A 12660-nucleotide genomic window follows, 5' to 3' on the forward strand; every position below is an offset into this window, starting at 1 on the left:
TCTCGGTTTAATCTCGGTTGCCGACCAGCGGGTCTGCTCAGCCGGGTACCGTTTACCCCCGTGCGCCTTGGGGTCCTCGACGTCGGTTCCAACACCGTCCACCTGCTCGTGGTGGACGCGCACCGTGGTGCGCACCCGCTGCCGATGCACTCCGAGAAGACCGTCCTGCGGCTGGCCGAGCAGATCACCGGCTCCGGTGAACTGAGCAAGGCGGGCGGGGACGACCTGGTCCGGGCGGTGGAGTCGGCCAAGGCGGCGGCCGCGCGGCTGGGCTGCGCCGAGGTGATGGCGTTCGCCACCTCGGCCGTGCGGGAGGCGAAGAACTCGGCGAAGGTGCTCCGCAAGGTCACCGAGGAAACCGGGGTCGACCTGCAGGTGCTCTCCGGGGTGGACGAGGCGCGGCTGACCTTTCTCGCGGTCCGCCGGTGGTTCGGCTGGTCGGCGGGCAAGCTGCTGGTGCTGGACATCGGCGGTGGCTCGCTCGAGGTCGCGATGGGCATGGACGAGGAGCCGGAGCTGGCCGAGTCGCTGCCGCTGGGCGCCGGGCGGATCACCAGGACGCGGTTCAAGCACGACCCGCCGAGCCGGTCCGAGCTGATCGCCACCTCGGCCTGGCTGGAGGAGCAACTGGCCGGGCTGGCGAAGAAGGTGGCCAAGCAGGGGCTACCCGATCGGGTGGTGGCGACTTCGAAGACCTTCCGCTCACTGGCCCGGCTGACCGGTGCGGCACCGTCGGCGGACGGACCCCGGGTCCGCCGCGCGCTCACCGACACCGCGCTGCGGCAGTTGATCTCGTTCATCTCGCGGATGACCGCGGCCGACCTGGCCCAGCTCGAGGGGGTCAGCGGCAGCCGTTCCCACCAGCTGGTGGGCGGCGCGCTGGTGGCACAGGCCGCCATGCGAGCTTTGTCACTGCCGGAACTCGAGATCTGCCCGTGGGCGTTGCGGGAGGGAGTGATCCTGCGGCGGCTGGACCATTCCAACGGGGCCGAGGACACTGCACTGGGCGGACGGGGACTGGACTTCGACGACGGGCGACAGGCACGGTGGAAGGGATGACCCAAGACAGCGGTGGCGAGCAGCCCCAGAAGACGGTGGCCGAACTGCTCGCCCAACACGGTGCACAGGGCGGCTCACGCCGCCGTCGTCGGCGTGCCGACGACGAGGAGGAGACTCCCCGGCGCGACATCAGCGACACCGCTCCGCAGGCGATCATCGAGCGCGTCCAGGGCGACACCCCGCCCCCGGCGAACCGGCGCAACGGCACCCCGCGCCGGTCGGGCTCGCGACACGACTCCGGCGCGCTGCCCCGGCCGCCGCGGCAGGAGTCGGGCGCGTTCCCGCGGCCGCAGCAGGACTCGGGCGCCATGCCGCGCCCCCAGCAGGAGGCGCGTCCGCAGGAATCGGGGGCCTTCGCGCGGCCCGCGCAGGACTCCGGGGCGCTGCCGCGTCCGCAGCAGGAGTCCGGCGCGCTGCCCCGGCCCCAGGACGAGCCGCCCGCTCGCGCGCCCCGCTCGCGGCATGGCGCCCCCGCGGCCGAGAACCCGGTCGACCCGCCCACCCGGCGGGTCCCGCCACGAGGCCGCCGCCAGCAGCCACCACCCCCCGCCGCACCGCCGCCCGGCGCGCTCTCGGCGCGCCTGGACGGCCTCGACTCCGACGCCGAGGCGCCGCCCGCCGAGCCGGAGGCCGGTCCGCCGCCGACCGGCGGGTACCCGGTGCCGCCGCGGGCGCCGCGCCGCCGTGGTGGCCCGGTGCGCCGGCCCACGCCGCCGAAGCGCGAGGAGCACACCGAGCAGATCCCGGTGGTGCCCGACGAGCCGGACAACGGCCCGCCCAGCGGGTACAACAGCGGTTACGCGAGCGGGTACGCCAGCGGTTACCAGAGCGGGTTCAACCCGAGGCCCGCCCAGCCGCCGGAACCGGAGCCCGAGCCCGACGAGCCGCCCGCCGGGCTGGCCGGCTGGCGCCAGCGCCGGGAAGAGGCGCGCCTGGAGGACACCCAGGCCGCGATGACGCCGGTGGACGACCCGATGGACGGGCCGCCCGGCGACCCGTACGCCAGCGGTCAGTTCGCCTCGGGCCGGTTCAGCACCGGTGACTTCGAAGCCGTGCAGCGGCCGGTCGCCGGCGAACTGGGCGGTCCCGCCTACGCCGACGACTTCGACGCCCCGCCGCGGCGGGACCGCGGGCCCGGCTACGACGACGGGTTCGACACCGAGCTCGACGCCGAGGACGGCGACTTCGCCGAACTGGACGACCCGTACGACGGGGTCGCCGGGGTCGACGAACTGCCCGAGGACGAGGCGTCGCCGGGCAAGCAGTGGCTGGTCATGGGCGCGCAGCTGGCGCTCGGCGTGATCGGCGGGGCCGGCGTCTGGCTGGGTTTCAACTGGCTGTGGGGCCGGATCCCGGCCGCCGCGCTGATCGCCGCGCTGCTGGTGATCGTGGCGCTGGTGTGGATCGTCCGGAAGATCCGCCGGGCCGACGACATGCAGACCACCGTGCTCGCGGTGCTGGTCGGCCTGGTGGTCACGGTGAGCCCCGCCGCACTGCTCCTGCTGTCCAAGTAGGACCATGCCCGCGTGAGCACTCCGATCGGCCTGTCCACCGCCTCGGTCTGGCCGCTGAAAGCCGGCGCCGGGTTCGAGCTCGCCGCCGACCTCGGTTACGACGGGGTCGAGGTGATGGTCTGGGCCGATCCGATCAGCCAGGACGTCGGCGAGCTGCGGAAGTGGTCGAAGCGCACCGGGATGCCGGTGCTGTCGGTGCACTCGCCGTCGCTGCTGATCACCCAGCGCGTGTGGTCACCCGATCCGGTGGTCCGGTTGCGCCGGAGCGTGGAGGCGGCCGAGGAGCTGGGCGCCGCCACCGTGGTGGTGCACCCGCCGTTCCGCTGGCAGCGCCGCTACGGCGACGGCTTCGCCGACCTGGTCGCCGAGCTGGAGGACCGCAGCGGGGTGGCGATCGCGGTGGAGAACATGTTCAAGGTCCGGCCGCCGGGCCGGAACCGGGACGCGCGGGTGTCCGCGTTCCGGCCGTCGATCGACCCGACCGACGTCGGCTACCGCCACTACACGCTCGACCTGTCGCACACCGCGGCCGCCGGGATGGACCCGATCGCGCTGGCCGAGCGCATGGGCGCGGGCCTGGTCCACCTGCACCTGGCCGACGGCACCGGCCTGCCGAAGGACGAGCACCTGGTGCCCGGCCACGGCGGGCAGCCGTGCGCGGAGGTGCTGGAACTGCTGCGCGGCAGCGGGTTCGCCGGGCAGGTGGTGCTGGAGATCAACACCCGCCGCGCCGGGGAGCGGTCCCGCCGGGTCAAGGACCTCGCCGAAGCGCTGCTGTACGCGCGCCTGCACCTCGGGCAGTAACGAACCAAGATCATTTTTGTCTCGGGCTGACTCGGTTTCGGGACGGCGAACACGTAAAGTTCCGGGCGTGAACCCCGTGCGATCAACGATCCTCGCCGCCGCAGGCAACGACCGCCTGCGCCGGCTCGTGGCCACCGCACCGGGTACGCGGTCGGTGGTCGACCGCTTCGTCGCCGGGGAGAGCTGCGCGCGGGCGGTCGAGGCGGTGCGTGCGCTCGCCTCGGACGGGCTCACCGCCACCCTGGACTACCTCGGCGAGGACACCACCGACGCCGAGCAGGCCGAGCGCACCGTGCGGACCTACCTGACCCTGCTCGACCAGCTGCACGGCGAGGGGCTGGCGCCGCACGCGGAGGTGAGCGTCAAGCTGTCGGCGGTGGGGCAGAAGCTGTCCGAGCGGCTGACCATGGACAACGCCTACCGGATCTGCGCGGCGGCCGAGCAGTGCGGCACCACGGTGACCCTCGACATGGAGGACCACACCACCACCGACGCCACCCTGGCCACGGTCGCGGAGCTGCGCCGCACCTGGCCGTGGGTGGGGGCGGTGCTGCAGTCGTACCTGCACCGGACCGAGGCGGACGCGGTGGCGCTCGCCGGTTCCCGCGTCCGGTTGTGCAAGGGGGCCTACGCGGAACCGGAGTCCGTGGCCTTCGCCACCGCGCACGAGGTGGACCTGAGCTACGTGCGGGCGGCGAACGCGCTGCTGGCCGGCGAGGGTTACCCGATGTTCGCCACCCACGACCCGAGGCTGGTGGACATCCTCGGCGAGCGGGCGCGCTGGTACGGGCGCAAGCAGGGCAGCTACGAGTTCCAGATGTTGTACGGGATCCGGCCGGACGAGCAGCGCCGGCTGGCCGGGGAGGGGGAGACCGTGCGGGTGTACGTCCCGTTCGGGGAGCAGTGGTACGGCTACCTGATGCGGCGCCTGGCCGAGCGCCCGGCGAACCTGAGCTTCTTCCTGCGCGCGCTGGCCAGCCGTTCGTGAGCGCAGCAGAAGAGGCCGTGCCGTTCGGCGCGGCGATTTCGGTCCGCTCGCTGGGCGACGGCACGTTCACCGCCGATCTGCGGCCGGAGTGGTCGATCGGCACCCACCCGCACGGCGGGTTCCTGCTGGCGCTGCTGGCCAGGGCCGCGCAGGCGGCGCTCGGCGAACGCGGGGAGTCGCAGGCGGAACCGCTGGTGGTCTCGGCCGAGTTCCTGCACCCGCCCGCCATCGGGCCGGTGCTGCTGCGCACCGAGCTGCACAAGCTGGGCCGTCGCGCCACGGTGATCGGGGTGCGGCTGGAGCAGCGCGGGCGCAGTTGCGTCGAGGCCAGGGTGACCACCGGGCGGCTGCCCGTCCGGCGTCCGGAGTGGACGGACGTGCCGCCGGTGCCCGCCGAACCGCCGCCCGGCGCGATCCAGATCGGCGGCAACACCGCCGAAGGCGCGTTCAACCTGGCGAAGGCCTGCGACGTGCGGCTCGACCCGTCGACCGTGGGGTACCTGGCGGGGCGGACCGCGGACGCGCCGAGGATCCGGCTGTGGGTCCGGCCGAGGGCCGGGCAGCCGGACCCGTTCTTCGCGCTGCTCGCCGGGGACGTGAACCCGCCGGTGGTGTTCAACGTGGGCCGGATGGGGTGGGCGCCGACGGTGCAGCTGACCGCACTGGTCCGGTGCCGCCCCGCGCCCGGCTGGCTCCGCGTCCAGGTCGACTGCCGCTCGATCCACGAGTCCTGGTTCGACTCGGACGCCACGGTGATCGACTCGGCGGGTCGCCTGATCTGCCAGGCGCGCCAGCTGGCGCTGGCCCCCGGCAGCTGACCACCGCCCGTGCTACACCCATGCCGACCGCGCCCAGCTGAATGCTATGAGTGGGGCATTACTTGCATTCAACGCAAGTAATGCCCCACTCATAGCATTGGACCTCCGGCAGAGCCCGTTATGAGGCGGGTAGCTGGAGCATGATCTGCGGGCGTGGGCGCTTCTTCGCGACCTCGTAGGCAGCGCGAAGTTCCTTGACCACCTCGCCCGGCTCTGCTGTCAACCGGCTGGGCAATGTCTGCAGGAAGACGATGCCCAGGCTCGTATAACGCGCGTTGCGCGCAAGCGTCTGGCGGTAGTCGGCGTGCTGGTAGTGATGTTCGAACGAGTCGATCTCCCAGGCGAGACCGACCTCATCGCACCACAGGTCGGGCATGGCGACGCATTCACCGGTGAGATCGAAGAGCGGAGTGTTGAGCCTGGCCGGTGGTAATCCGGCACGGCGCCAGATCGTGGCCGCCGTGGCCTCGGGCACCGAGCGGACGTCCTCGTCGAGGAGTTTCAGCAGTGCACGCGGGAGGGCGGTGCCCCGGCGGCTGCCCGTCTCGAGTTCCGCGCAGAGCTCAGAGCGTGAGCAGAGGCCGGTGCGGACTGCCTCGATCAGCAGTGCGAGGACCGGATCCCGCTTGCGCACGCGTCTTACGCCGTCGAGCACCGCGCGAGCTGGGGGCGCGAGCGGGATGCCGTCGATCCACCTTGGTTCGGGCGGGTGGATGGTGCGTTCGACGAACGCGAAACCAGAGCTGCGCACTTGCTGGGTGGCCGGCAGCAAGAGGTGGATTTCGCTGCTGGTGGGCACGTTCCGCAGGCCGTACCGGCGGGCAGCCTCGAACCCGGTCACGATCCCGTGCCCCTCGGCGTGCAGCAATGCCGCTTCCACGCGTTGTCGCGGGGTTGGACTGGCTCTGGCGAGCAGCACGATTCCGGGTAAGAGATGCGTCCACGGACCACCGGGCTGGCAACGTCGGTACGTGGTGCTCTCTGGCACGGCCAAGCACCGCAGTTCGGCGGCGCGGATTACTCCGTACCTGGCGTGTTTGCGCAGGTAGGACTCGGTTGAATGCGGTAGACGGCTCATGCGGCCGGATCCTGCCCGTCAACACCGACAGTTCCGGATCGATTGCTATGAGTGGGGCATTACTTGCGTTGATTGCAAGTAATGCCCCACTCATAGCAATCAACCGGGGGTGGGGGCGGAGGAGGCCCGGGGCGGTGCGCGGCCGGGCGGGCCGGTGATAATCGGGTATGGCTGTCATCGCGGTGCTCGGGGCGGGAAAGATCGGCGAGGCCCTTCTGTCGGGGCTGTTGCACGGCGGGCGCAGGCCCGACGAGCTGCTGTTCACCGAGCGCTACCCGGAGCGCGTCGACGAGCTGACCCGCCGCTACGGCGTGCGCGGCGTCGACGTGCCCGAGGCCGCGAAGCTCGCCGACGTGCTGATCGTCGCGGTCAAGCCGCAGGACATCGAGCCGTTGCTCGACGAGCTGGGGCCGCTCCTGCGCCCCGAGACGCTGGTCGTCTCGCTGTGCGCGGGCCTGCCGACCGCCCTCTACGAGCGCCGCCTGGCCGAGGGCACCCCAGTCGTCCGGGTGATGCCGAACACCCCGATGGTGGTCGGCGAGGCGATGAGCGCGATTTCACCCGGTCGGTACGCCACCGCCGACCACTTGGCGCTCGTCGAAGAGCTGCTCACCTGCGTCGGCAGCGTGGTGCGCGTGCCCGAGTCGCAGCAGGACGCGGTCACCGCGCTCTCCGGTTCCGGCCCGGCGTACTTCTTCTTCCTGGTCGAGGCCATGATCGATGCGGGCATCCTGCTCGGCCTCCCGCGCAACATCTCGGAGAAGCTCATCGTGCAGTCGGCCGTCGGCGCGGCGAAGATGCTCGCCGAGACGGGCGAGCACCCGGTCACCCTGCGTGAGGCGGTCACCTCACCGGCGGGCACCACGATCAACGCGATCCGCGAACTGGAGAACCACGGCGTCCGCGCGGCGCTGCTCGCGGCCATCGAAGCGGCCCGCGACCGGTCGGTGGAATTGGGCAAGGCACACGACTGACCGCCCCCGTTCCCCCAGGTGGCTGGCCAGCAAACGGGGGAATCCTGGCGATATCGGGCCTGGTTGGGGCCATTTCCGGTGACAGGCGTCGCATTAGTCTCACCTGTCCCGCTACCCTCGCTAGAAGCACGTGCGTGTCGGTACCGCCGGTGGGGAAGCCGCGCGGCGCGACACGTGTCGAAGGACGCGGTGACTATGCCGACGAAGAAGAAACAAGAGGACCTGACACCACCACGCCAGGTCCAGTTCCTGACGGTTGCCGAGGTGGCCACGCTGATGCGGGTCTCCAAGATGACCGTCTACCGGCTCGTGCACTCGGGCGAACTCCCGGCCGTCAGGGTCGGGAAGTCGTTCCGGGTGCCGGAGAAGTCGGTGCACGAATACCTGGACAGCGCCTACTACGACGTGGGATGACACCTCCCCCGCCGACCGGTGGCCGCGCGGCCACCGGTAACCTAGTAGGCCGCTCGTCCTGTTGCGCTGCACGCCGCGCCGGGCCGGGTGATCACTGACGAGAGGTTAAGGAGCACCTGTGGGCTCGGTCATCAAGAAGCGCCGCAAGCGCATGTCCAAGAAGAAGCACCGCAAGCTGTTGCGCCGCACGCGGATGCAGCGTCGCAAGCAGGGCAAGTGAGCGGCGAACCACAGGTTCCATCGGCTGCGTGACCAACGCAGCGAACGGCCCGTCCGGCTCAGCCGGGCGGGCCGCCGCCATTAGTGTGGTCCATCCCCGGAATCGGTTGAGCTGCGTTAACAGCTGGTAAGACGGTCTTCCGGCCCGCTCGTCGCGGGGTAACATCTCCGGTGCGTCAGCGCGATACGGTCTTGAGTAACCAGCCGCGCACCGAGTGACAGCGTCCGGAGTTGCGGCTGTCCCGCCCGAGAGACCCGATGCCCGCACAATCCCGCCAGGGGGCCGAATGCCGTCCAGAATCGTGCTCGTCACCGGAGTCGGCGGAGAGCTCGGCGGGCGCCTGCTCGCCCGGCTCGGCAGCAACCCCGACTTCGAGCGCGTGATCGGCGTCGACACCACCTCCCCGGCCAAGTCCGTGCTCCAGCGCATGGGCCGGGCCGAGTTCGTCCGCGCCGACATCCGCAACCCGCTGATCGCCAAGGTGATCAGCACCGCACAGGTCGACACCGTGGTGCACGCCTCCACCACCTGCCACCCGGCCGCCCCCGGCCGCCGGACGGCGATCAAGGAGGTGAACGTGATCGGCACCATGCGCCTGCTCGCCGCGTGTCAGCGATCGCCGCAGGTGCGCAAGCTGGTGGTGAAATCCACCGCCGCGGTCTACGGCGCCAGTTCGCGGTCGCAGGCGGTGTTCACCGAGGACTCCGAGCTCATCCCCACCTCCAGCAGCGGGTACGCCAAGGACGCGGTGGAGATGGAGGGGTACGTGCGCGGGCTCTCGCGCCGCCGCCCGGACATCACCATCACCATGGCGCGGTTCACCAACCTGATCGGCCCCGAGGTCGACACCGTGCTCTCGCGCTACTTCTCGCTCCCGGTGGTCCCGACCGTGCTCGGCTACGACGCGCGGATGCAGCTGCTGCACTCCTCGGACGCGCTGGCCGTGCTGGAACAGGCCACGCTGGAGGACAAACCCGGGGTGTTCAACGTGGGTAGCGAGGGGGTACTCACCCTCTCGCAGGCGATCCGGCGAGCCGGCCGAGTCGAGTTGCCGATGCCGCGCGGTGTGGTGCCGTCGGTCGGCAAGGTGCTCCGCGGGGCGAAGCTGGTGGACTTCTCCGCCGACCAGGTGCGGTTGCTGAACTTCGGCCGCGTGGTGGACACCACCAAGCTCAAGCGGGAGTTCGGGTACACGCCCCGGTGGACCACCCGCGAGGCGTTCGACGACTACGTGCAGGGGCGCGGGCTGCGGCCGGTGCTCGACGGCCCGCGGCTGGCCAAGCTGGCAGGCAAGGTGGCCGTCGCCGCCGCCACCGGTCAGGCCGGCGGGCGATGAGCCGCGCGGACGGGGTCAGGGACAGAAGGGAAGGCAGGGCGCAGGAAGTGACCACGAGCATGAGCGCGCAGGTGATTCCGCTGCACGGACCGGGCCGTGAGAAGGCCCCCGAGCCACCGGCCGCGGGTGCGCGGCCGGAGGGCGCCGCGGAGGAAGCGGCCGGGCTCGCCGACGCGCCGGTCGTCCAGTTCCCGAAGGCTCGGCCCGCACCGGTCGTGCCTGCCGAGGCCGAACTGCCCGATGCGCTGGTCACCCTGCTGAAGTTCGTGCGCAACCGGCTCACCGGCGACTACACCGTGGACGAGTTCGGCTTCGACGCCGAGCTGACCGACGCGCTGCTGATGCCGCCGTTCCGCGCGCTGTACGAGAAGTGGTTCCGGGTCAGCACGCACGGGGTGCACAACCTGCCGGTCGAGGGCGGGGCGCTGCTGGTCAGCAACCACTCGGGGACCATCCCGCTGGACGCGCTGATGACCGCGGTCGCGGTGCACGACGAGCACCCGGAGCACCGGCACCTGCGCGGGCTCGGCGCCGACCTGGTGTTCCGCATGCCGCTGGTGGGTTCGCTGGCGCGCAAGTCGGGGCAGACGCTGGCCTGCAACCCGGACGCCGAGCGGCTGCTGCGCGCGGGTGAGCTGGTCGGCGTGTGGCCGGAGGGGTTCAAGGGCATCGGGAAGCCGTTCTCCTCGCGGTACAAGCTGCAGCGCTTCGGCCGCGGCGGCTTCGTCTCGGCGGCGATGCGGGCCGGGGTGCCGATCATCCCGTGCTCGATCGTGGGCGCCGAGGAGATCTACCCGAAGATCGGCGACATCAAGCCGCTGGCGCGCTTGCTGGGGCTGCCGTACTTCCCGGTGACGCCGTTCTTCCCGCTGCTGGGGCCGCTGGGCGCGATCCCGCTGCCGACGAAGTGGCACATCGAATTCGGCGAACCGATCCGCACCGACCAGTTCGGCCCGGACGCCGAGGACGACCCGATGCTGGTGTTCAACCTGACCGACCAGGTCCGCGAGTCGATCCAGCACACCCTCTACCGCCGCCTGGCCCAACGCCGCAGCATCTTCCGCGACTGAGCTACGGGAAAGTTCGGCGTGGCTTGCGTGGCGGTGCGGGTGGCGGAACCTCAGGCGTCTTCTCGCTCCGGGATCTCCACCTCATGAATAACCGATTCACCACGGTGAAGCTGTCCTCGCGAGAAGCCGCCTGAGAACCCGCTGCGGTGCGAGCTGACGGCCCACAGCAAGCGGCTCCGCCGCTTCGGCGTGGCTGGCGTGGCTGGCGTGGCGACCGTGCGTCAGCGGCGGCGGTACGCCAGGCCCGCCGCGACCGCGCCGGCGACGGCGCCCGCGCCCAGGACGGAGGGCACGCCGATCTTGGCGGCCTTCCGGCCGGTGCGGAAGTCCCGGATCTCCCAGCCCCGCGCCCGCGCGACCTCCCGCAGGCCCGAGTCCGGGTTCACCGCGACCGAGGTGCCCACCGCGGACAGCATCGGGATGTCGTTCGACGAGTCCGAGTACGCGGTGCAGCGGCGCAGGTTCAGGCCCTCACGCGCGGCCAGCGCCCGCACCGCGTGGGCCTTCGCGCGCCCGTGCAGCAGGTCACCGACGAGCCGTCCGGTGTAGACACCGTCGACGCTTTCCGCCACCGTGCCGAGCGCGCCGGTCAGGCCGAGCCGCCGCGAGATGATGGCGGCCAGCTCCACCGGGGTGGCGGTGACCAGCCAGACCCGCTGCCCGGCGTCAAGGTGCATCTGCGCCAGCGCCCTGGTGCCGGACCAGATCTTCTCGGCCATCAGCTCGTCGTAGATTTCCTCGCCGACGTCGACCATCTCCTGCACCGTGCGACCGGCCACAAAGGACAGGCCCTTCTCCCGGTGCGACTTGATGTCGTCGTGGTTCTCCCGGCCGCCGACCCGGAACTTCAGCTGCTGCCAGGCGAACCCGGCCAGGTCGGAGGTGGTGAAGAAGTTCCGCGAGGCCAGCCCGCGCACGAAGTGGAAGATCGACGCGCCCATCATCATCGTGTTGTCCACGTCGAAGAAGGCGGCGGCGGTCAGGTCCGGCGGCGCGGCGGCGACCGGGGGCTCGGCCCCGTCGGCCTCGGCCGGCCCGGCGACCGGCTCCGGCGGCACCGTACCGGCGGCCAGGTCCTGCGCGGGAACGGTCAGCACGGCGGACGGCGACTGCTCCATCGCGACGGCGGCCTCGGCGGAGGCCTCACCGGCCAGTTCCGCGAGCCGCTCCAGTTCCTGACTCTTATCCTTGCCACTCCACCGCGACACGCTCACCGCCTCCGATTTGTGGGAAACGCCTGTGCACAGGGTAGCGAGCCGGAGTGGCCGCCGGGTTACCAGCCGACCCTCACCTCGGGCAATCCCGGCAACAGTGGGGGAAGTCTCAGGAGTTCACCAGGTGGCGGCGGCATTATCGGCGGCCTGGGCCGCGTGACCGGTGGTGGCGCTTCGGTCACCGGTGGTGCCGGGAGCGAGGGCGCGACGAGGACCGGCGTGGCCGTGATCGGGCGGTCGTCGACCGGCGGCGTGGCCACCGTGGGTGACTCCGGCCGGTCCACCGGCACGAGCGCCGGGTCGTCGGGATCGGCAGGGGCGCCGGGATCGGCCGGTACGGCGGGTGGCGGACTGCCGTCACCGCAGCCGGCCGTGGCGGGCAGTGCGCCCAGGTCGTCGTGCTTGCCCGAGGTGATCTGGTAGCAGCTCATCCGCTCGGCGAGCGCGGCCGCACGCCGGTCGACCCGGTCCATCAGTACGACAGCGTTGTCAAAGGCGACACTGGCTCCTTCCGGCACCGAAGGTCGCAGGTCGGCGAGCACCCGCGCCTGCTCGGCGGCCCACGACCGCAGGCCGGTGAGCTGCGCGCCGGAGGTCCCGGTGGCGACCGCGGTCAGCTCGGCGGTGCCCTCCCGGGCGGCCTGGCCGAAGCTGTCCAGGGTGGCCCGGAACTCCGCGGCGTCGCGGCCACCGAGTTCACGGAGTTCGGCGAGCCGCCCGCCCGCGTGGTCGAGCCGCTTGCCCGCCCTGGCCTCGTCGTCGAAGGTCAGCCCGACGGTGGCGGTCTCACCAGCGAGTTTCATGCCGTAGAGGGAGTCGCCGGGCAGGGCGTCCCCGGCGAGGGCCACGCCGAGACCACCGATCCCGATCAAGCCGGCCAGCCCGCCCGCGATCACCGGACCCCACCGCGTGCGGCGCCGCGGTGGGGGCACGACCGGACGCGCCTCGATGGCGGCGGCGATGCGCTCCCTGGTCTCCGGACCGGGGGTGGCGGTGTTGCCGAGCCTGCGGAGCTGGCCGACCAGGTCCAGCTCGTGGCGGAACTCGTCGTCGTCCGGCGACGGGTCCTCGACGGCGCGCGCGAACCGGTCGCGCTCACGCTCCCACGGCAACTTCACGGCTGGCTAACGAACAGCGGATAACGACAGTTACGGCGTACTGGCCAGTATCA

At 71.7% G+C, this 12660-nt stretch carries 13 protein-coding genes; 10 read left to right on the plus strand and 3 right to left on the minus strand.

The window, feature by feature from the left end; genetic code table 11:
• Positions 1-60 precede the first annotated feature (60 nt).
• From JYK18_RS14485 to JYK18_RS14505, 5 genes are all read left to right on the plus strand, one after another.
• Entirely contained in the window at positions 61-1059 is a 999-nt protein-coding gene (locus tag JYK18_RS14485; protein ID WP_206802568.1) for a Ppx/GppA phosphatase family protein, read from the plus strand.
• Entirely contained in the window at positions 1056-2573 is a 1518-nt protein-coding gene (locus JYK18_RS14490; protein WP_206802569.1) for a hypothetical protein, read from the plus strand. The genes JYK18_RS14485 and JYK18_RS14490 overlap by 4 nt, the downstream gene beginning before the upstream one ends.
• A 12-nt stretch (positions 2574-2585) precedes the next feature.
• Positions 2586-3377: a sugar phosphate isomerase/epimerase family protein gene (locus JYK18_RS14495; RefSeq protein WP_307795909.1), complete on the plus strand. Its 792-nt coding sequence runs from the start codon at positions 2586-2588 to the stop codon at positions 3375-3377.
• A gap of 67 nt (positions 3378-3444) precedes the next feature.
• Complete coding sequence (locus JYK18_RS14500) at positions 3445-4365, plus strand: proline dehydrogenase family protein (protein WP_206802570.1); 921 nt, start codon at positions 3445-3447, stop codon at positions 4363-4365.
• Entirely contained in the window at positions 4362-5183 is an 822-nt protein-coding gene (locus JYK18_RS14505) for a thioesterase family protein (RefSeq protein WP_206802571.1), read from the plus strand. The genes JYK18_RS14500 and JYK18_RS14505 overlap by 4 nt, the downstream gene beginning before the upstream one ends.
• 118 nt (positions 5184-5301) lie before the next feature.
• Here JYK18_RS14505 and JYK18_RS14510 read toward each other — a convergent pair whose 3' ends face one another.
• The gene (locus tag JYK18_RS14510; RefSeq protein WP_307795910.1) at positions 5302-6063 is read right to left on the minus strand and encodes a hypothetical protein; all 762 of its coding nucleotides are present in this window, start codon (positions 6061-6063) and stop codon (positions 5302-5304) included.
• A gap of 365 nt (positions 6064-6428) precedes the next feature.
• Here JYK18_RS14510 and proC point away from each other — a divergent pair, with 365 nt between their 5' ends.
• From proC to JYK18_RS14535, 5 genes are all read left to right on the plus strand, one after another.
• The gene (gene proC / locus JYK18_RS14515) at positions 6429-7235 is read left to right on the plus strand and encodes a pyrroline-5-carboxylate reductase (RefSeq protein WP_206802573.1); all 807 of its coding nucleotides are present in this window, start codon (positions 6429-6431) and stop codon (positions 7233-7235) included.
• A 195-nt stretch (positions 7236-7430) separates the two neighbouring features.
• The gene (locus JYK18_RS14520) at positions 7431-7649 is read left to right on the plus strand and encodes a helix-turn-helix domain-containing protein (protein ID WP_153036187.1); all 219 of its coding nucleotides are present in this window, start codon (positions 7431-7433) and stop codon (positions 7647-7649) included.
• Positions 7650-7767: 118 nt separating this feature from the next.
• The gene (locus JYK18_RS14525; RefSeq protein ID WP_017986394.1) at positions 7768-7869 is read left to right on the plus strand and encodes a 30S ribosomal protein bS22; all 102 of its coding nucleotides are present in this window, start codon (positions 7768-7770) and stop codon (positions 7867-7869) included.
• 286 nt (positions 7870-8155) lie between these two features.
• Positions 8156-9205, plus strand: a complete 1050-nt coding sequence (locus JYK18_RS14530; protein WP_206802574.1) for an NAD-dependent epimerase/dehydratase family protein — start codon at positions 8156-8158, stop codon at positions 9203-9205.
• Positions 9202-10275 carry a lysophospholipid acyltransferase family protein gene (locus JYK18_RS14535; RefSeq protein ID WP_206802575.1) on the plus strand — a complete coding sequence of 358 codons (1074 nt, stop codon included), beginning with the start codon at positions 9202-9204 and terminating at the stop codon, positions 10273-10275. The genes JYK18_RS14530 and JYK18_RS14535 overlap by 4 nt, the downstream gene beginning before the upstream one ends.
• A 221-nt stretch (positions 10276-10496) precedes the next feature.
• Here JYK18_RS14535 and JYK18_RS14540 read toward each other — a convergent pair whose 3' ends face one another.
• The gene (locus JYK18_RS14540; protein ID WP_206802576.1) at positions 10497-11483 is read right to left on the minus strand and encodes an HAD family phosphatase; all 987 of its coding nucleotides are present in this window, start codon (positions 11481-11483) and stop codon (positions 10497-10499) included.
• Between the two features lie 65 nt (positions 11484-11548).
• Entirely contained in the window at positions 11549-12607 is a 1059-nt protein-coding gene (locus tag JYK18_RS14545) for a DUF5667 domain-containing protein (protein WP_206802577.1), read from the minus strand.
• Between the last annotated feature and the right edge of the window lie 53 nt (positions 12608-12660).

Origin of the sequence: Amycolatopsis sp. 195334CR, assembly GCF_017309385.1 — a bacterium.
Classification (GTDB): Bacteria; Actinomycetota; Actinomycetes; order Mycobacteriales; family Pseudonocardiaceae; genus Amycolatopsis.